Source organism: Lentzea sp. NPDC004789, from assembly GCF_053601075.1.
This window is the reverse complement of the sequence record NZ_JBSGBE010000024.1, coordinates 111,027-129,060: the sequence shown is the minus strand read 5'-3', so window position 1 is coordinate 129,060 and position 18,034 is coordinate 111,027. Positions and strand designations below refer to the sequence as shown.

Sequence of the window (18,034 nt, the reverse complement as noted above, 5' to 3'; positions counted from 1 at the left end):
TCGAGTCCCAACACACCTCGAAGTTGATCACGGTGGCCGTCTCACATCCCCGGCAGGTCATCGACCAAGATCACGCCATGCGGCTGTAGTACTAGACGAACACGCCGAGAACGAGCATTGATGCACAAATGCTCGCAGAGAATCGAAGAAAGTGAACTAGCAGGTCAACGCTTAGAGGGCGCTCCGGCCCATTCCTCTGCGGTAATCATGGAACAATGATGACCGACGGGTTCACCGCCTCGCAAAGGAATTAATCGAGCCAGGTCAGCGCGAGCCAGAGCGAAGCCCGCGCGTCGGCCGTTCCAAGATCACGACCGAGCAGCCGTTCGACGTGCGAGATCCGGTGCCGGACGCTGTTGCGGTGCACGCCGAGCACCGCCGCGGTCCGGTCCCAGCTGCCGTGCTGGCCAAGCCACGCCCGCAGGGTGTCGATCAGCTCGGGGCGGCCGAGGAGGGCGGCGAGCTCGCGGTGGGCGAAGGCGCGGGCCTCGACGGGGTCGACGAGAGAGGAGAGTCCGGACGCGGGGAAGGCGGGGTCGCCGGTGGCCTTGGCCCGTGCCAGCAACGCCTGAGCCTCGGCCGCAGCACCGTGGATCTCGCTTTCGGCGACGGGTGACGACACCCCGACCGTGCCCGAGACCGCGAACCCCGCCGGCACCAGCGCCAGGAACCCGTCCCGCGCCTTCGACACCAGCGGCCCGTACCGCTGCGCCAGCACGTCGTAGTCCGCCCGCGACTGTCCCGCCACCACCCGGTACGGCCCCGGCCCCAGCACGCCCGCCAGCCCGGACACCTGCGCGCGCAGCACCGCCGACGCCGCCAGCCTGGCGATCCGGCCGCGTTCGCTCTCCACGTCGCGCCGCAGCAACCCGAGCAACGCCAGCGCGACCGCGACCACCGCCCGTTCGGCCGGCGACAACGGCGTCACCCGGCGCACCACGAGAACCGCCGACTCGACCGGGTCGAGCGTCACGTGCTCGTCACCCAGCTGGGCCGAGGCCGAACGAGGCCCGGTACCCGACGCGACCCGCGCCACGAGCGAGACGAGCCCGGTAGGCGCCGTCGCGGGGTCGACCAGGTCGGCCCGGCAGTTCAGGACGACGGCGAGCGTGGTCAGCACGGACTCCACGGGCCGCACTCGGGTGGCCGCGCGGGTCAGGGCGCGCTGGCTGTCCGCGAGCATCCGCTGCTCCCGCACGGCGATCTCCGCGAGCAGCGCGCCGAGTGCCTGCGACACCGCGAGGAACGGCGTCGACGGCGGCACCTCCAGCAGCGGCATGCCCTGCGTCGCACACGCCTCCACCAGCGACGACGGCACCGTCGGGTACTCCGGCTCGACGCCGAACCCGATCGCGGAGACACCGGACGACACGAGCCCGGCGACGTAGCCGGGCACGTCGGACGGGAACCGCACGCCGGCGGTGAGCAGCAGCTCCTCGCCGACCAGGTACGGCGTCGGGTCCTCCAGCTCGGACACGTGCGCCCAGCGGATCGGCCGGTCCAGCGCGTCGGCTCCACACAGGACGGTCAGCCCGAGGTCGACTCGCGCCACCAGCGCCGAGAGTGGGACGGTTTGCACAACCATGGTCGGACGATTGTGCAGAACGACCACTTATCAGCGCCAGTGCGCGTTCCTACTGTGACCTGCAACCCAAGGAGGTCCAACAGTGGCTCTCGACTACGCGGTGATCGCCGCCTACGTGCTCGGCATGATCGGCATGGGCTGGTGGGGCATGCGCCGCGCCACCAGCAAGAGCGAGTACCTGGTCGCCGGACGCAGGCTCGGGTTCGGCATGTACTCCGGCACCATGTCGGCCGTCGTGCTCGGCGGCGCGTCGACCATCGGCGGTGTCGGGCTCGGCTACAAGTTCGGCATCTCCGGCGCCTGGATGGTGTTCGCCATCGGCCTCGGCATCCTGCTGCTGTCGGCCCTGTTCGCGCGCCGGATCGTGCGGCTCAAGGTCTACACCGTCTCCCAGATGCTCGACCTGCGCTACGGCGGCAACTCCAGCACCATCTCCGGCCTGGTGATGGCGGCCTACACGCTGATGCTGACCGTCACGTCCACGATCGCGTACTCCACGATCTTCAACGTCCTCTTCGGACTGCCGAAGCCCGTCGGCGTGATCATCGGCGGCAGCATCGTGGTGCTGTACAGCGTGCTCGGCGGCATGTGGTCGATCACGCTCACCGACATCGTGCAGTTCGTCGTGAAGACGGTCGGCATCCTGTTCCTGCTGCTGCCGATCAGCCTCGCCACCGCGGGCGGCCTCGACGGCATCCGGGAACGCCTGAACAACCCGGCGGTGTTCGACGTCGGCAACATCGGCACCACGACGATCGTCACCTACCTGCTGATCTACGTGTTCGGCCTGCTGATCGGCCAGGACATCTGGCAGCGCGTGTTCACCGCGAAGTCGCCGAAGGTCGCGACGTGGGGCGGCATCACCTCCGGTCTCTACTGCCTCGTCTACGCGGTGGCCGGTGCGCTGATCGGCCTCGCCGGCAAGGCCCTGTACCCGAACATCGCGAACAAGGACGAGGCCTTCGCGACGATCGTGGAGAACCTGCTGCCCACCGGTGTGCGCGGGCTCGTGCTCGCCGCCGCGCTGGCCGCGATGATGTCCACCTCGTCCGGTGCCCTCATCGCGTGCGCCACGGTGGTCTCCAACGACATCTGGCGGCGCCGGAGTGAGTCCGACGTCCACGGCAACCGGATGTTCACGCTCGTGACCGGCATCGTCGCGATCGGCATCGCGGTCGCGCTGAACGACGTCGTGGCCGCGTTGACCGTCGCCTACAACATCCTCGTAGGCGGGTTGCTGGTCGCGATCATCGGTGGTCTGGTGTGGAAGCGCGGCACCCGGCTCGGCGCGATGGTGTCGATGGCGGTCGGCTCGCTGACCGCGATCGGGTTCATGGTGTTCGTGGACGTGTACGCCAACGAAGCCATCTACTACAGCCTCGGTTCGTCCTTCGTGACGTACGTCGTGGTCAGCCTGGCCACCCCGGCCACGGATCCGGCGGTGCTCGCGCAGTGGGACCGCCGGCTGGCCGGTGAGGAGACCGAAGAGGAACTGGTGAACGCATGATCGGCCCCGTCGACTCCTCCCAGGTCCCGCGCTACGCGGGCCCGGCGACCTTCGCCCGGCTGCCGCGCCTCGACCAGGTCGCGCACGCGGACGTCGCGGTGGTGGGAGTCCCGTTCGACACCGGCGTCTCGTACCGGCCGGGAGCGCGGTTCGCGCCCTCGGCGGTGCGGGAGGCCTCCCGGTTGCTGCGCCCGTACCACCCCGGTCTGGACGTGTCGCCGTTCGAACGCGTCCAGGTCGCGGACGGCGGTGACATCGCGGTCAACCCGTTCCACATCGGCGAGGCGATCGAGACGATCGAGGGTGCGGCTTCGGAGCTGCAGGCCGAGGGCACGCGGCTGGTGACGATCGGCGGTGACCACACGATCGCGCTGCCGTTGCTGCGGGCCGTGTCGCGGATCCACGGGCCGGTGGCGCTGCTGCACTTCGACGCGCACCTCGACACGTGGGACACGTACTTCGGCGAGCCGTACACGCACGGGACGCCGTTCCGGCGCGCGGTCGAGGACGGGATCCTGGACACTGCGGCGATCTCGCACGTCGGCACGCGAGGACCGTTGTACGGCAAGAAGGACCTGGAGGACGACCGGCGGCTCGGGTTCGGGATCGTGACGTCGTCGGACGTCATGCGGCGGGGCGTCGACGAGACCGTGGACGCGTTGCGGCAGCGGATCGGTGACCGGCCGTTGTACGTGTCGATCGACATCGACGTGCTGGACCCGGCGCACGCGCCCGGCACCGGCACGCCGGAGGCCGGCGGGATGACGTCGCGGGAGCTGCTGGAGATCATCCGCGGGCTGCGGGGGCTGAACCTCGTGGGCGCGGACGTGGTCGAGGTGGCGCCCGCGTACGACCACGCCGACATCACGTCCGTGGCGGCTTCGCACGTGGCGTACGACCTGGTGAGCTTGCTGGCGCTGAAGGAGGGCGTGTGAACGGCACACGCACGGCGGCGGATGGCGTCGTGAGCCTGATGGCGACTGGGGAGGGCGTGTGAGCCTCGGAGGGCAAGTGACTCGCAACGGTGGCGATGTCGTCGTAGAGACGCTCGAAGCGCTCGGCGCGCACACCGTGTTCGGCATCCCCGGCCAGCACGCGCTCGGGCTCTTCGACGCCCTTCGCCGGTCCGAGCTGCGGTACGTCGGGTCGCGGACCGAGGTCAACGCCGCGTTCGCCGCCGACGGCCACGCCCGCATCACCGGCTCCGTCACGCCCCTGCTGGTGTCGACCGGGCCCGGCGCGCTGCAAACCCTTGCCGGGCTGCAGGAATCCGCCGCCGCGTCGGCGCCGGTGCTGGGCATCTCGTCGCAGATCCCGTCGGCGGGACTGGGCGGCGTGCGGGGCGGGTACCTGCACGAGCTCACCGACCAGCTGGCGTCGTTCCGGGACGTCGTGAAGCACGCACGGGTGGTGCGGCACGCTTCGCAGATCCCGTCGGCACTGGCCGAGGCGTGGGAGATCGCGCTGACCGCGCCGTACGGGCCGGTGTGGGTGGAGATCCCGCAGGACGTGCTGCTCGGGCCCGCTTCCGTGCCGCCCGTGACGTCGGTTTCGTGGTCCGCGCGGGAGCTGTACCCGCGCGCGGAGCTGGTCACCGAGGCCGTCCGGTTGCTGGACGGGGCCGGGCGGCCGGTGATCCTCGCCGGTGGCGGTGCCGTCCGGGCGGCTGATGAGCTGCTGGAACTGGCCGAGAAGCTGCGGGCGCCGGTGGTGACGACGTTCGGCGGCAAGGGCAACTTCCCCTGGGAGCACCCGCTTTCCGCGCAGTCGTGGCTGGAGGACCGGCACACCACGGAGTTCCTGGCGGACGCCGACGTGCTGCTCGTGGCCGGGTCGGGTCTGGGTGAGCTGTCGAGCAACTACCGGACGTTCCGGCCGGGCGGTGCGGTGATCCAGATCGAGGCCGACCTGGGCAAGCTGGAGTCGAACTACCCCGCTTTGGGCATCCACGCCGATGCACGGCACGCGTTGCGCGCCTTGGTGTCCGGCGTGACCGCACGTCCCGCGGACGGCGTCGCCGAAGAGCGGGTGCGCGGGCTGCTGGACCGGGTGCGGACCCGGCTCGCCGAGCAGGAGCTGGACCTGGAGCGGCAGGTGCTGACCGCGCTGCGGTCGGCGGTTCCCGACGGCACGCCGACGTGCTGGGACATGACCATCCTCGCCTACTGGGCGTGGTCGGCGTGGGATCCGCGTGGTGGCGCGCAGTTCTCCGCCCAGGGCGCCGGTGGGCTCGGCTACGGCTTCCCGGCCGCCCTCGGTGTCGCGGCGGCCGTGGACGGGCCGGTGCTCGCGGTGTCCGGTGACGGCGGCGCGATGTACGGGATCTCGGAGCTCGCGGTGGCCGCGCAGCACGGTTCGCGGGTGGTGTGGCTGATCGTCGACGACGGCGGCTACGGCATCCTGCGCGAGTACATGACCGACGCGTTCGGCCAGGCCACCGCCACCGAGCTGGCCCGCCCGGACTTCGTGGCGCTCGCCGAGGCGTTCGGGGTGCCCGCCACCCGCAGCACGCCGGAGTCGCTGCGCGAAGACCTCGCCAAGGCGTTCGCCGGGGACGGACCGCACGTGGTGGTCCTATCCGCGGTGTTGCGCATGTTCGCCCCCACGCACCTGGAGCACCCGTGATCGTCGCGAACTTCGTCAACGGCAGTGCCACCTCGTCCACTTCGGACACGTCGCCGCTCGTGGATCCCGTGACCGGCGAGGAGTTCGGCCGCGCCGCCATCTCCCGTGCCGCCGAGGTCGACGCCGCGGTGCGGGCCGCCGCCGACGCCTTCCCCGCGTGGTCGCGCACGACGCCCGGCGAACGCCAGCTGGCGTTGCTGAAGCTCGCGGACCTCCTCGAGACCAACGCTTCCGAGATCGCCGACGCCGAGATCCGGGAGACGGGCAAGATCCGCTCGGTCGTGCTCGGCGAGGAGATCCCCCAGTGCGTGGACCAGATCCGGTTCTTCGCCGGTGCCGCCCGCGCCCTGGGCACCGCCGCCGCCGGCGAGTACCTCTCCGGTGCCACCTCCTACCAGCGGCGCGAGCCGGTCGGGGTGATCGCGCAGATCACGCCGTGGAACTACCCGCTGATGATGGCCGTGTGGAAGATCGCCCCGGCACTGGCCGCGGGCAACACCGTGGTGCTCAAGCCCGCCGACACCACGCCGTCGTCCACCGTGCTGCTCGCGTCGCTGGCCGCGCGGGTGCTGCCCGCGGGCGTTTTCAACGTCGTGCTGGGCGACCGCGACACCGGCCGGTTGCTCGTCGAGCACCCCGTGCCGGCCATGGTGTCGCTGACCGGTTCCACCCGCGCCGGCGTCGAGGTGGCCCGCAGCGCCGCCGAGACCGTGAAGCGCACGCATCTCGAACTCGGTGGCAATGCGCCGGTTCTGGTGTTCGACGACGTCGACGTGGCTTCCGCCGCCGAGGGAGTCGTCGGCGCGGCCTGCTACAACGCCGGCCAGGACTGCACTGCCGCCACTCGTGTCCTGGTGCACGTGGGCGTGCACGACGAGTTCGTCGCGGCGCTGGTGAAGGCGGCGTCGGCACAGGTGCCCGGCACCGACTTCGGCCCGCTGAACAGCCAGGCGCAGCTGGACCGCGTGCTCGGCATGCTGTCCCGTTCCGCCGGGACGGTCCACTGTGGAGGGAAGCGGCACGGTTCCACCGGGTTCTTCCTGGAGCCCACGGTGGTCTCCGGGCTCGCGCAGGACGACGAACTGGTGCAGGAGGAGGCGTTCGCACCGGTGATCACCGTGCAGTCGTTCGCGAACGACGACGAGGCCGTCTCGTTGGCCAACGGTGTGCCGCAAGGGCTCGCGTCGTCGATCTGGACCCGTGACACCGGCCGGGTCGCGGCGCTGACCGCGCGGCTCGACTTCGGCATCGTGTGGGTCAACACGCACGGGCTGGTCGCGTCGGAGATGCCGCACGGCGGGTTCGGCGCGTCGGGGTACGGCAAGGACCTCTCGATGCACGGCCTGGAGGACTACACGCGCGTCAAGCACGTGATGATCGCCCACGGCGGCCTGTGAGAGGGTCTATCCGAACTCTTCGTCCAGAACGACGGCCGTGACCGTTCCGGTCTCCCAGTCGCTTCGCAGGATGCCGTAGCCGACCGCGTCGAAAACCGTGCCGTCCGTGCTCGGCCACCCTTGGCGGTAGTGCGCTTCTTGGACGTAGCCGCATCGCCGGAACAGTCGCCGCATCGCATGGTTGTCGTGGCGGGTGGTCCCTTCGATCCGGTGGATCGACGGCAGCTCGGTGAACAGATGGGCGGTGAGCCAGCGCAACGTGGCGCTCCCGACTCCAACGCCGCGAAACCGCTCGTCCACGCGCAGGTCGAACATCGGCGTGCCGTCATCGAGATCGAACACACGGGTCATGCCCGCGAGCACTCCATCACGGACGACGCAGAAGGTGCGGGCCGACTCGTTGTCGTAGTGGCCGGCGGCGATCCTCGCCAGCACGTCCGCCCGGTCGGCCCGCGGCCCGGCGTGGAAGGGCCACTCGTTGCCGGCCAGGAGGTCGGCCAGGTCGTCGGCCTGGGCCGCGGTGAACCGCCGGAACTCGATGTTCTCCACCCGAGCGACGGTACCTGCGACGTGCCACGAGAAATCGTGGCGATACCGTCATGAGACGGGGTTGGAAACGCACAAGGGGGTAGCGGTGAGCACGAACGAACTGGCCGTGCGGGCCAAGGAGCTCTACGAGCGAGCGATGTTCGGGGGCGACGAGGAAGCGCTCACCATCGCCGACCGCGAGCTGGACGCCGCGGAAGCCGATCTCGCCCTGGCCCGCGGCCGGATCGTGCACGCGCGGTTCCTCCGGGACCGTCAGGAGGACCCGCGGGAGCTCCCGCTCTTCGAGCAGGCGGCCGAGCTGTACCGGCGGCTCGGCGACGAGCGCGGCGAGGCGGAGGCGCTGTTCTGGATCGGGTGCTACCACCAGGTCGTGCGGGGCAGTCACGAGGCGGCGCTGGAGTTCCTCGAACGCTCGTACCGGCTCGCCACCGCGACGGGTGACGACCTGACCACGTCCTACGCGGTCCGGCACCTCGGTTTCGCGGACCTGGCCGCCGGCGACTTCGCGGCCGCGCGCCTGCGGTTCGAGGAGTCGGTGCGGTTGCGGCGGAAGATCGACTTCCGGCCCGGTGTCGCGGCCGGGCTGCTCGCGCTCGCCGAGCTGGCCTCGGAGACCGGCGACCGCGACGAGGAGCTGGCGCTGCTCGACGAGGCCGAGGCGATCGCGAAGGACAGCGGGGCCCACGGCACCCTGCGCTGGATCGAACGCGCGCGGAACGATCTCCGGCAGGCTTGACCTCCAGTTAGGTCGAGCTCATAGCGTCGCCGGCATGTTCGCGATTCGGCAGTACGAGTTCGGCCCGGCTCAGAACCTGCTCCTCGAAGAGGTTCCCGACCCGGAACCCGCCCCCGGCCAGGTCCGCATCACGGTCGCCGCGGCCGGCGTCCACCTCGTCGACACCACGATCCGCAAGGGCGGGTTCGGTCCCGTCGAGTTCCCGATGACGCCGGGCCGCGAGGTCGCCGGTGTCGTCACGGCGCTGGGCGACGGCGTCGCACCCGACTGGCTCGGCCGTCGCGTCACCGCGCACCTCGGCCAGGCCAACGGCGGCTACGCAGAGCTCGCGGTCGCGAGAACCGAGTCACTGCACGCACTTCCGGACGACGTGTCGTTCGAGGCGGCGGTGGCGATGATCGGCACCGGCCGCACGGTCGTCGGGGTGCTCGACGCGGCCAGGATCACGAAGGACGACGTCGTGCTGGTGACGTCCGCGGCGGGCGGCATGGGCGCGTTGTTCGTGCAGGAGGCGCGCAACGTCGGCGCGCGGGTGATCGGGCTGGCCAGTGGCGGGAAGCTCGACCACGTGATGGACAACGGCGCCGACGCCGCCATCGACTACACCCGGCCGGACTGGGCGGACGGGCTCAAGGACATGACGGTCGTGCTGGACGGCGTCGGCGGCCCGGTCGGCGCGGCCGCCATGAAGACGCTCGGGGTCGGCGGACGGCAGATCATCTACGGCTGGGCGTCCGGGGAGATGACGCCGGTCAGCACAGCGGCGTTGTTCGCCAACAGCCTCACCGTGACCGTCGCGCTCGGGCCTGGACTGCTGCGGCGCGGGTTGCGCGCGCTGGAGGACGAGTCGATGGCCGGGCTGGCGAGCGGGCGGTTCGTGCCGCTGGTCAACCCGGCGTTCGCGCTGAGGGACGCCGCGAAGGCGCACGAGGCGCTGGAATCCCGTGCCGTGGTGGGCAAAGTCGTGCTCAAGCCGTGAAACGAGGCTCCCACCTGGTGGCCAAGGTGACCGGCTCCCGTGCGGACTGGCGCTCGGCGACCGGCAGCTGATCGCGGATCACCGCGAGCATCTCGGCCACCGTCGCTGGAATCCTTGAAGGACGACCAGTCCGGAGCCTTGAACTCCTGCGCGGCGAAGCTCGGGGAAGCGACGTGGCCGGCGAGAACACCGCGCGACCAGCCCACGTCGTCTTCACGGTCGATCACAAAACCCCGGCCAGGGCAAAGGCAACGGGGCCGTCCACAAAGGACGACCCCGTTCTCCCACCCTCGGTCAGGCCTGAACCGGCACCTCGACGAACTTCTTGCCCTCGAAGTTCTCCACCAGCACCGACTTGACGTCGTTCGGCGCCACGAGCGCGGCTCCGTCCAGGCTCGCCCCCTGGGACGCGCCCTTCTTGGACACCACCCAGGAACCGGCCTCCTGACGGCTGCCGTCCTTGGCCACCACGAAGATCCGGCACTTCTCGCCTTCGGGAATGCCGTTCACCGCGATGCTCGTGCGCACCCAGCCCGCGGCGGGGATGACCTTCACGGTCATCGACGCCTTGGTCACCGGGTCGGTGGCCGTGGCGAGCTTCGTGCCCGCCGGGTCCGGTGCCACGGTCTCCGTGGGCGCGGCCACGGAGCCACCGGGCGAGGTGGCCTTGCCGACGAAGACGCCGGCACCCAGCACCAGAGCGGCCACCACGGCCGCCGCGGCGCCCAACGCGAACTGACGACGGCGGGCGACGCCGCCTCGTTCCACGCGCACCTGGCGAAGCGTGCGCTGCAGAAGCAGATCGCCGCCCTCCGGCGGCCCGTCGAGCATGGCCTCCGGCGGCACCTCGCCGAGGTAGGCCTCCATCGCACGGAGGTCCTCGAGCTCACGCGTGCAGTCGGGGCAGGACGCCAAGTGCTCGTCCATCTCGCGCACCTCCTGCTCGTCCAGTGCTCCGAGAACGTAGGCACCGAGCAGCTGCGGGTCGTGCTGCGTGGTCATCCGGCCACCCCCTTCAGTGCGACCTGTTGACCGACGAACGTCTCCCTCAGGGCTCGCAACGCGTAATACGATCTTGATTTCACCGTGCCCGGTGGTACCCCGAGCGCTTCTGCCGCCTCCGTCACGCTGCGGCCGCGGAAGTAGATCTCCATCAGCACGTCGCGGTGGTCGGAGGACAGCCGGTCCAGTGCTTCCAGCACCACGACCGAGTCGACGACCTGGTCCGCGTGGTCGCGCTCGATCGGTGGCGTCGCCGGGGACTCCGCCACCTCCTGCGGGCGCGCCGCCTTGGCCCGCACCCGGTCGGTGACGATGTTGCGCGCCACGGTCAGCAACCAGCCGCGCACCGATCCCTTGCCGTTCACGAGGGCGTCGGGATGGCGCCACGCTCGGACGAGGGTCTCCTGGACCACGTCCTCGGCAGCCGCCCGATCGCCGGTCAACCGCGTCGCGTACGCCAGCAGAGCCCGACCGTGCTCCTCGTAGAGCGATCGGATCAGCGCCTCGTCGGCCGCGGTCTCCCGTTTGCGGGAGAACAAAGCCGCCATCCACCCACTCCTCCCCGCCCGCGAACACCTCGTGCGGGCGTTCTGTTCAAGACCTCAGCCGACACACGAGCGGAGACGGGCTTCGGTTCAACGAGATTTCGACGAGGAAATTGTGGCGGATGTCAGCGGGCCGCGTTGAGGTGGCCGACCAGGTCACTCATCTGCGCCTCCAGCATCACGTTGATGAACATCGCGTGGTCGGTGGCGGGATCGCGCAGCTCCTCCGGGAAGCTGTCGATCGCGAACGGGCGGCCCGCCGGAACGTCGTACCCGACGGTGACGCGCAGACGCGGGATCGGGAACGTCCTGGGCGGGCACGCGCCGCCCACCAGGGGGAACGCCACGTGCGTGCGGTGTGACGCGCTGTCGGTGTTGTTGCCGTCCCAGCAGCTGGCGAAGTAGAAGGTGCGCAGCGTGGTCGCGTTGCCGCACAACGGGTATCTGATCGTGTACCGGCCAGGGCGGTCGGCGCAGCCCCAGTGGGCCCGGACGTTCGGGCCGTAGTTGTTGGTGAACGCCATCGGGTCGCCGGTGATCATGCGCAGAAACCGCGGCATCGGCAGCACGTCGCTCACCGGGCTGCCCTCGTACCGGACCTCCACGCTCGACGGCCTGAGCACCTCGCCGACGTTGCCGTGCAGGCCACCGCCCTGGGCGTGCGCGTCCGGGCCCGTGCCGTCGGTCAGGCGCAGCACCGGCCAGTAATAGGTGGAGAGGTCGCCCTTCTCGCACGTGGTGGTGGCGGCCGCAAGAGAGGCGTTCGTCGACGTCGCGTCGGCTGACCTGTTGCCCACGTACTCGTGCGTGTGGTGGGCACCGAACGGGATGCCCGGCGACACCACGGGGTTGTCCGCGTTGAGGTGGCGCTCCTCGTTGGTACCGCACTGGACGACCACGCTCGGCGTCCGCGGCTCGTTCAGCACCTGGTCGAGCTCGCTCACGTACTGGTCGGCGCTCGACCGGCCGCACAGCAGGACGGCGGACGCACCCAGCACGAGCACCGCGACCGCCGCGACTGCGACGGTCATCGGTCTGGTCCGGGCCACGGCTACAGCTTGCCAAGCGTGCCATCGGGACGACAGACCGCTGTCTCACTTCGGAGGTTCACCGCTGCTCCACCAGTTTCGCGTAGGACCCGCGCAGGTGCTCTTCCGCCGCGCGGGCCGCCTGCTCGACATCACCAACGCCGATGACCGCCGCGAGGTTCGCGTGCTCGGGTACGACCAGGTCTCGATAGGTGCCGTCACCGACGATCCGCGCGAGCAGGAACAGGTGCACCTGGCTGCGGATCGCCTGCCAGGCCTCCATCAACCGCCGATGCCCCGCCGCCGCGTACACGGCGTCGTGGAACTTCATGTCCAACGCCACCCGTTCGGTGTCCGTGCGCGCGTGCCGCATCTCTTCGACGACGGCGTTCAGGCTCTCCAGAGGGGCGTTCTTGGCAGCCGCCGTTCTCATCGCGAGGCCGTCCAACGCGGCTCTCAACGTGTACAGCTCGTCGATGTCCTCACGGTCGAGCGCGCGCACCCACGTGCCACGGTGCCACTGCGAGACGACGAGCCCCTCGCCTTCCAGCACCACGAGCCCTTCGCGCACCGAACCGCGGCTGACGCCGAGCTGGCCGGCGAGCTCGACCTCCTTGAGCGCCGTTCCGCCGGGCAGCTCACCGCTGAGGATCGCCTCCCTGATCCGATCGGCGGCCTCCCCCGCGACGCCTTTGCGGGAGACCGGACGAACCAGGGAACTCGACATGTCCGAATGTTGACATTGGCAAAACGGGAGGGTCAAACTCGTCCGCGTCGAAACGAAGGACGTCATATGACCCAGACCATCCCCCGCTTCCACCTCGCGGTGCCGGTCACGGATCTCTCAGCCGCCCGCGCGTTCTACGGAGGCGTGCTCGGCTGCCCGGAAGGCCGGTCGGGCGAGAGGTGGATCGACTGGAACCTCTACGGCCACCAGTTCGTGACACACCTGGTCGACGGCCCGCGCCCGGCGGTCACCCACCACCCGGTCGACGGCGAGGACGTCCCCGTGCCGCGCTTCGGCCTGCTGCTGTCGGTCGAGGCGTTCCTGCTGCTCGCGGACAAGCTGCAGGCTGCGGGCACGGAGTTCGTGATCGCGCCCCACCGCCGGTTCCCCGGCGAGCCGGGTGAGCAGTGGACGATGTACTTCCGCGACCCGTCGGGGAACGCCATCGAGGTGAAGGCGTTCGCCGACGACTCACAGGTGTTCGCGACCGGTTAGCTCGCGGTCACCAGCGGCCGGTGGGCGTGGTTCACGACGCTGACGCCGCTCACGTCCCCCGCCCGCACCATCGCGGCCCCGGCCAGCGTCACCTCACCGCGGTGCGCCCTCCACGAGCCCGCGGTGAAGGTGCGGCCGTCCTTCGTGTGCACGACCAGCCAGCAGGCTTCCCCGTCCTGCACGCCGTCGACGGTGGCGACCAGTCTGAGGCCGCTCTCGGTGTCGGTCAGCTTCACCGCCAGATGGGTGCCGTCCGACGAGGTCCCCTGCATGATCTCGCCCGCGGTGTCGATCCCGCCGACGCCCATGCCCTGGCCCATCCAGACGCCGCCGGCGAGCACGCCGGCGACCACGAAGGTCGCCGTCAGGGCCGTGATGCGCCCTCGGCGTCGCACGGCCTGATGTCTTTCCTCGCGGACCGTCCCCAGCGTGCGCTGCAGCAGGTGGTCCGCGTCGCGCGGAGGGCCGTCCAGTGCGGCCTCCGGTGGCAGTTCTTCCATCAGCATGTGTCGATCTCGTTCAACTCGTTGGTGCCCAGGACATTCGGTGCCATGCGCTGGCGGACGCGGCAATGGACACGGTTACGCGGAACGACTCACTCATTTCTCCTTCTTCCAGTCCCGCGCAGCTGCGGTGACCGACACCTTCAGAACGAGCGCGCGCGGAAGTTGGTTCAACGGGGACGCGCGGAGGTTGCCGAGCCCACAGCAGACGGTTGACCTGGGCCTCCGGCAGCTCCTAGGGTCTCGTATATGATGTATGACCGGGCGGAAGCGCCTCCAGCGTCGCGCACGGACTTCGTTCTGGAATCGATCAAAGAAGCGATTCTCAACGGAAAGCTGAAGCCCGGTCAGGCGCTCGTGGAAACAGATCTCGCCGCCGCGCTCAACGTCTCCAAGACGCCGGTGCGCGAGGCGCTCAAGACGCTCGCCGGGTCGGGGCTCGTCGTGATGAGCCCGTACAGAGGTGCGTCGGTCCGCATGGTCGACGCGGCGATGGCCGGCTCGGTCTACGACGTGCGCATGCTGCTGGAACCCGAGGCCCTGCGGCGCTCGGTCCTGCTGGGGGCCTCGTTCGAGGACGCCGCCCTGGCGCTGGAGGACGTCTCCGACCTGGCCCGCCGGTCGCTCGCCAACCGCCGCTTCCACCGCGCGCTCTACGCCGGGTGCGGCAACCCGTTGCTGATCGAGATCCTGGACGGCCTGCGCGACCAGGCCGCGCTGATCACCGTCGCCGGCTGGGGCATCTGCCCGACCTGGGACGACGAGGCCGCCGAACACCGCGAGATCCTCGCCGCCGCCGTCGCCGGCCAGGGCGACCTCGCCTCCGAACTGCTCCGCCGCCACATCCAGACGTTCGCCGACCGAGTAGTTGAGGAGCTTCCCGATGGCGTTCGATGACCTCACCGAGCCGCTGAAGTCCGTCGTGGCGATCACCGTCACGCCGTTCGACGCCGACGGCGCGATCGACGAGAAGAACTACGCCGCGATCGTGGACCGGATGGTCGAGGGCGGCGTCTCCGTCGTGACGCCCAACGGCAACACCAGCGAGTTCTACACGTTGTCGCCGGCGGAGACCGAGCGTGCCCTGCAGATCACCGTGGACACCGTGGCCGACCGTGCCGCGATCATCGCCGGGGTCGGGCACGACCTCGCCACCGCCGTCGCCGCCGCGCGGTTCGCCGATCGTGCGGGCGCGCAGGGCATCATGATCCACCAGCCGGTGCACCCGTACGTGTCGCTGGACGGGTGGGTCGACTACCACCGGGCGATCGCGTCCGCGGTGCCCGAGCTGAGCGTGATCCTGTACGTGCGGAACCCGCGGATCGGTGGCGCGCAGATCGCCGCGCTGGCGGACGCGTGCCCGAACGTCGTCGGGGTGAAGTACGCGGTGCCGGACCCGGTGCGGTTCGCGTCGGTGGCGCGGGACGCCGGGCTGGACCGGCTGACGTGGGTCGCGGGGCTCGCCGAGCTGTCGGCGCCGGGCTACTTCGCCGTCGGGGCGACGGGGTTCACCTCGGGGCTCGCGAACGTGGCGCCGCAGCTGTCGGTGCAGATGTTCAACTCGCTCAAGAACGGCGAGTTCGGTGCGGCGATGGAGTTCTGGGAGTTCATCAGGAAGTTCGAGGAGCTGCGGGCGTTGAACGAGTCCGCGAACAACGTGTCCGTGGTGAAGGAAGCGTTGGCACAGCTGGGGTTGTGCCGCCGAGATGTGCGACCACCGGCATCGGTGTTGTCGGAGGCTGATCGTTCCGCCGTCGGTGTGCTGTTGAACTCGTGGAGCCTGCTGTGAAACTGCGCAGCGCGGAGTGGTTCGAAGGCGAAGGCCTGCGGGCGTTTTCGCACAACGCCCGCATGCGTCAGCTCGGCCTGAACCCGTCCGAGCACCTCGGCAAACCGGTCATCGCCATCCTGAACACGTGGAGCGGCATCAACCCGTGCCACATGCACCTGCGCGAACGGGCCAAGCAGGTCGAACGCGGCGTGTGGGAGGCGGGCGGATATCCGCTGGAGTTCCCGGTTTCCACGCTGTCGGAGACGTACCAGAAGCCGACGCCCATGCTGTACCGCAACATGCTGTCGATGGAGACGGAGGAGATCCTCCGCTCCTACCCCGTCGACGGCTGCGTGCTGATGGGCGGCTGCGACAAGACCACGCCCGCGTTGCTGATGGGTGCCGCTTCTGCCGGCCTGCCAACGGTCTTCGTGCCCGCCGGGCCGATGCTGCGCGGCAACTGGCGTGGCGAGAAGCTCGCGTCCGGCACCGACATGTGGCGGTTCTGGGACGAGAAGCGCGCGGGCACGATCTCCTCGTCCGACTGGGCCGAGATCCAGTCCGGGCTGGCCCGCTCCCCCGGGACGTGCATGACGATGGGCACGGCGTCGACGATGACCGCGGCGGCCGAGGCGCTGGGGCTCACCCTGCCCGGCGCGTCGTCGATTCCGGCCGTCGACTCGGCCCACCACCGCATGGCGGCGGCCTCGGGCATGCGGGCCGTGGAGATGGTGCGCGAGGATCTGACGATCAACGACGTGTTGTCGCCAGAGGCGTACGAGGACGCGATCCGGACCGTGCTGGCGCTGGGCGGCTCGACGAACTCGTACATCCACCTGATCGCGATGGCCGGGCGGTCGCAGATCCCGTTGTCGCTGGCCGACTTCGACCGGTTGTCGCGCGAAGTCCCCGTGCTGGCCTCGGTTCAGCCCGCGGGTTCGCACCTCATGGAGGACTTCTACTACGCCGGCGGCCTGCGCGGGCTGCTGTCGCGGTTGCGGGACTCGTTGCACCTCAAGCGGATCACGGTGACAGGACGGACGTTCGGCGAGGACCTCGACGGCGCCGAGGTGTACGACGCCGAGGTGATCCGGCCGCTGGACGACCCGATCTCGCCCGAGGGCGGACTGGCCGTGCTGCGCGGCAACCTGGCGCCGGACGGCGCGGTGATCAAGTACGTGGCGGCTGATCCTTCGCTGTGGCGGCACACCGGGCCCGCCGTGGTCTTCCACGGCTACCAGGACTTGCGGGCACGGATCAACTCGCCGTCGCTGGAGGTCACGAAGGACTCGGTGATCGTGCTGGCCGGTGGCGGTCCCAAGGGCGGGCCCGGCATGCCGGAGTACGGGATGCTGCCGATCCCGGACAAGCTGCTGCGAGAGGGCGTCCGGGACATGGTGCGCGTGTCGGACGCGCGGATGAGCGGAACTTCCTACGGCGCCTGCGTTCTGCACGTGGCACCGGAGGCGCACGTCGGCGGGCCGCTGGCGCTCGTGCGGGACGGCGACCTCGTCACGTTGGACGTCGAGGCGCGGGTGCTGCGCGTGGAGATCTCCGACGAGGAGATGGCGCGGCGCCGGGCCGCGTGGGTCGCGCCGCCGCCCAAGTTCGAACGCGGGTACGGCGCGCTGTACTACGAGCACATCACGCAGGCCGACGAGGGCTGCGACTTCGAGTTCCTGTCACGACCGGGAGTGAACCCGGAACCCAACGCCCACTGACTCCTGCCGCCGCCAGTCGTCCGTCCCGAGCAGCTGACTGCGCAGATAAGCCGTGGTGAGCCGCTGCACGGTCGCGACCCGCTCGGGGCTCTCGTCCGTGGTCTCGGCGACGTCGTACCCGGAGACGCCGCCGAGGCCGTGCTCACCGCCTTCGAGGACCAGCAGGTCCTTCTGGCCGGGCGACAGGTGGAACGGCTCCATGTGCCACTCCGGGCCGACGGTCGTGAGGTGCTCCGAGGCGTCCTTGTCGCCGGCGACCACGAGCGCAGGTGTCGTCATGTCGCTGAAGTCCGAGGTCAGCATGAACGAGTAGTTCTGCTTGACGACGTCGGTGAGGCCTTCGCCGCCACCGGTGGAGCCGAGCAGCACGCCCGCCTTGATCCGGTCGTCCTTCAGGCTGACGCCCTCGGCCTTCATGCCCAGCAGCAGGCTCGCGGTGTGCCCGCCCATCGAGTGGCCGGCGACCGCGATTTTGGTGCGGTCCAAGCGGTTCCGCACCTGCGGTACGGCCTTCTCGATCTCGTCGAGCCGGTCGATGATGTGCGACATGTCCTCGGCGCGCTCCTTCCAGAACATCGGCGCGCCGGGAGCGTCCGGCAGGCTCAGCGTGCGGGAGCTGAGGTGGGTCGGCTGCAGGACGACGAAGCCCTGCTCGGCCCAGTGGTTCGCGAGCGGCGCGTAGCCGTTCAGCGAGGACAGGTGGTTCGAGTAGCCCTGCCCGTGCGAGAGCAGGATGATCGGCAGCCCGTCCCCCTCGGTCGGCGCACTCACCTTCAACTGCAGGTCAACGGGCCTTTCGGGGATTTCGAGCACGACAGGACTCACCGTGAAGACGGTCATCGGTTCCCCTTCGAGTAGTCTGTC

General features: G+C 70.1%; 18 protein-coding genes. 10 read left to right on the top strand and 8 right to left on the bottom strand.

Going from position 1 to position 18,034, the window contains the following annotated elements; genetic code table 11:
* Positions 1-250 precede the first annotated feature (250 nt).
* Positions 251-1,552 (bottom strand): PucR family transcriptional regulator, encoded by a 1,302-nt coding sequence (locus ACWEIJ_RS39085; protein WP_449842322.1) that lies wholly within the window; start codon positions 1,550-1,552, stop codon positions 251-253.
* A 115-nt stretch (positions 1,553-1,667) separates the two neighbouring features.
* Between ACWEIJ_RS39085 and ACWEIJ_RS39080 the strand changes: the two genes are divergently transcribed.
* From ACWEIJ_RS39080 to ACWEIJ_RS39065, 4 genes are all read left to right on the top strand, one after another.
* Positions 1,668-3,092, top strand: a complete 1,425-nt coding sequence (locus tag ACWEIJ_RS39080) for a sodium:solute symporter (protein WP_449842321.1) — start codon at positions 1,668-1,670, stop codon at positions 3,090-3,092.
* Complete coding sequence (gene speB / locus ACWEIJ_RS39075) at positions 3,089-4,027, top strand: agmatinase (RefSeq protein WP_449842320.1); 939 nt, start codon at positions 3,089-3,091, stop codon at positions 4,025-4,027. Before ACWEIJ_RS39080 ends, speB begins: the two co-directional genes overlap by 4 nt.
* 76 nt (positions 4,028-4,103) lie before the next feature.
* Positions 4,104-5,717: a thiamine pyrophosphate-binding protein gene (locus tag ACWEIJ_RS39070; protein WP_449842319.1), complete on the top strand. Its 1,614-nt coding sequence runs from the start codon at positions 4,104-4,106 to the stop codon at positions 5,715-5,717.
* The gene (locus tag ACWEIJ_RS39065; protein WP_449842318.1) at positions 5,714-7,114 is read left to right on the top strand and encodes an aminobutyraldehyde dehydrogenase; all 1,401 of its coding nucleotides are present in this window, start codon (positions 5,714-5,716) and stop codon (positions 7,112-7,114) included. Before ACWEIJ_RS39070 ends, ACWEIJ_RS39065 begins: the two co-directional genes overlap by 4 nt.
* Positions 7,115-7,120: 6 nt before the next feature.
* Here ACWEIJ_RS39065 and ACWEIJ_RS39060 read toward each other — a convergent pair whose 3' ends face one another.
* Positions 7,121-7,663, bottom strand: a complete 543-nt coding sequence (locus ACWEIJ_RS39060; protein WP_449842317.1) for a GNAT family N-acetyltransferase — start codon at positions 7,661-7,663, stop codon at positions 7,121-7,123.
* Positions 7,664-7,748: 85 nt separating this feature from the next.
* On the opposite strand from ACWEIJ_RS39060, the gene ACWEIJ_RS39055 reads away from it, so the two are divergent.
* Entirely contained in the window at positions 7,749-8,399 is a 651-nt protein-coding gene (locus tag ACWEIJ_RS39055; protein WP_449842316.1) for a tetratricopeptide repeat protein, read from the top strand.
* 34 nt (positions 8,400-8,433) lie between these two features.
* Positions 8,434-9,378: a zinc-binding dehydrogenase gene (locus ACWEIJ_RS39050; protein ID WP_449842315.1), complete on the top strand. Its 945-nt coding sequence runs from the start codon at positions 8,434-8,436 to the stop codon at positions 9,376-9,378.
* Positions 9,379-9,672: 294 nt separating this feature from the next.
* Here the strand turns inward: ACWEIJ_RS39050 and ACWEIJ_RS39045 are convergent, their stop codons facing one another.
* From ACWEIJ_RS39045 to ACWEIJ_RS39030, 4 genes are all read right to left on the bottom strand, one after another.
* A complete protein-coding gene (locus ACWEIJ_RS39045; RefSeq protein WP_449842314.1) occupies positions 9,673-10,380 on the bottom strand; it encodes an anti-sigma factor family protein in 708 nt (235 codons plus the stop codon).
* On the bottom strand, positions 10,377-10,928 hold the full coding sequence (locus ACWEIJ_RS39040) for a sigma-70 family RNA polymerase sigma factor (RefSeq protein ID WP_109637237.1): 552 nt from the start codon (positions 10,926-10,928) through the stop codon (positions 10,377-10,379). The genes ACWEIJ_RS39045 and ACWEIJ_RS39040 overlap by 4 nt, the downstream gene beginning before the upstream one ends.
* 122 nt (positions 10,929-11,050) lie before the next feature.
* A complete protein-coding gene (locus ACWEIJ_RS39035) occupies positions 11,051-11,956 on the bottom strand; it encodes a DUF1996 domain-containing protein (RefSeq protein WP_449842313.1) in 906 nt (301 codons plus the stop codon).
* 76 nt (positions 11,957-12,032) lie between these two features.
* Positions 12,033-12,680, bottom strand: coding sequence for a GntR family transcriptional regulator (locus ACWEIJ_RS39030; RefSeq protein WP_449842312.1), 648 nt, complete (start codon positions 12,678-12,680; stop codon positions 12,033-12,035).
* Positions 12,681-12,746: 66 nt separating this feature from the next.
* Between ACWEIJ_RS39030 and ACWEIJ_RS39025 the strand changes: the two genes are divergently transcribed.
* Positions 12,747-13,175: a VOC family protein gene (locus ACWEIJ_RS39025; protein WP_449842311.1), complete on the top strand. Its 429-nt coding sequence runs from the start codon at positions 12,747-12,749 to the stop codon at positions 13,173-13,175.
* Here ACWEIJ_RS39025 and ACWEIJ_RS39020 read toward each other — a convergent pair.
* Complete coding sequence (locus ACWEIJ_RS39020) at positions 13,172-13,681, bottom strand: hypothetical protein (RefSeq protein WP_449842310.1); 510 nt, start codon at positions 13,679-13,681, stop codon at positions 13,172-13,174. The two genes, ACWEIJ_RS39025 and ACWEIJ_RS39020, sit on opposite strands and share 4 nt — an antisense overlap.
* Positions 13,682-13,927: 246 nt before the next feature.
* On the opposite strand from ACWEIJ_RS39020, the gene ACWEIJ_RS39015 reads away from it, so the two are divergent.
* Genes ACWEIJ_RS39015 through araD form a run of 3 tightly spaced genes read left to right on the top strand, consistent with a single transcriptional unit; the run spans position 13,928 to position 17,170 of the window.
* Positions 13,928-14,575 (top strand): GntR family transcriptional regulator, encoded by a 648-nt coding sequence (locus tag ACWEIJ_RS39015; RefSeq protein ID WP_449842309.1) that lies wholly within the window; start codon positions 13,928-13,930, stop codon positions 14,573-14,575.
* Complete coding sequence (locus tag ACWEIJ_RS39010; RefSeq protein WP_449842308.1) at positions 14,562-15,467, top strand: dihydrodipicolinate synthase family protein; 906 nt, start codon at positions 14,562-14,564, stop codon at positions 15,465-15,467. The genes ACWEIJ_RS39015 and ACWEIJ_RS39010 overlap by 14 nt, the downstream gene beginning before the upstream one ends.
* On the top strand, positions 15,464-17,170 hold the full coding sequence (gene araD, locus ACWEIJ_RS39005; RefSeq protein WP_449842307.1) for an L-arabinonate dehydratase: 1,707 nt from the start codon (positions 15,464-15,466) through the stop codon (positions 17,168-17,170). Before ACWEIJ_RS39010 ends, araD begins: the two co-directional genes overlap by 4 nt.
* Here araD and ACWEIJ_RS39000 read toward each other — a convergent pair.
* Entirely contained in the window at positions 17,132-18,010 is an 879-nt protein-coding gene (locus ACWEIJ_RS39000) for an alpha/beta hydrolase family protein (RefSeq protein WP_449842306.1), read from the bottom strand. The genes araD and ACWEIJ_RS39000 overlap by 39 nt on opposite strands.
* Between the last annotated feature and the right edge of the window lie 24 nt (positions 18,011-18,034).

What these genes read in the sequence shown, in the direction of transcription:
- speB (WP_449842320.1), top strand. Translation starts at nt 3,089, where the DNA reads ATGATCGGCCCCGTCGACTCCTCCCAGGTCCCGCGCTACGCGGGCCCG.
- ACWEIJ_RS39050 (WP_449842315.1), top strand. Translation starts at nt 8,434, where the DNA reads ATGTTCGCGATTCGGCAGTACGAGTTCGGCCCGGCTCAGAACCTGCTC.
- ACWEIJ_RS39045 (WP_449842314.1), bottom strand. Translation starts at nt 10,380, where the DNA reads ATGACCACGCAGCACGACCCGCAGCTGCTCGGTGCCTACGTTCTCGGA.
- ACWEIJ_RS39040 (WP_109637237.1), bottom strand. Translation starts at nt 10,928, where the DNA reads ATGGCGGCTTTGTTCTCCCGCAAACGGGAGACCGCGGCCGACGAGGCG.
- ACWEIJ_RS39035 (WP_449842313.1), bottom strand. Translation starts at nt 11,956, where the DNA reads ATGACCGTCGCAGTCGCGGCGGTCGCGGTGCTCGTGCTGGGTGCGTCC.
- ACWEIJ_RS39030 (WP_449842312.1), bottom strand. Translation starts at nt 12,680, where the DNA reads ATGTCGAGTTCCCTGGTTCGTCCGGTCTCCCGCAAAGGCGTCGCGGGG.
- ACWEIJ_RS39025 (WP_449842311.1), top strand. Translation starts at nt 12,747, where the DNA reads ATGACCCAGACCATCCCCCGCTTCCACCTCGCGGTGCCGGTCACGGAT.
- ACWEIJ_RS39020 (WP_449842310.1), bottom strand. Translation starts at nt 13,681, where the DNA reads ATGCTGATGGAAGAACTGCCACCGGAGGCCGCACTGGACGGCCCTCCG.
- ACWEIJ_RS39015 (WP_449842309.1), top strand. Translation starts at nt 13,928, where the DNA reads ATGATGTATGACCGGGCGGAAGCGCCTCCAGCGTCGCGCACGGACTTC.
- ACWEIJ_RS39010 (WP_449842308.1), top strand. Translation starts at nt 14,562, where the DNA reads ATGGCGTTCGATGACCTCACCGAGCCGCTGAAGTCCGTCGTGGCGATC.
- ACWEIJ_RS39000 (WP_449842306.1), bottom strand. Translation starts at nt 18,010, where the DNA reads ATGACCGTCTTCACGGTGAGTCCTGTCGTGCTCGAAATCCCCGAAAGG.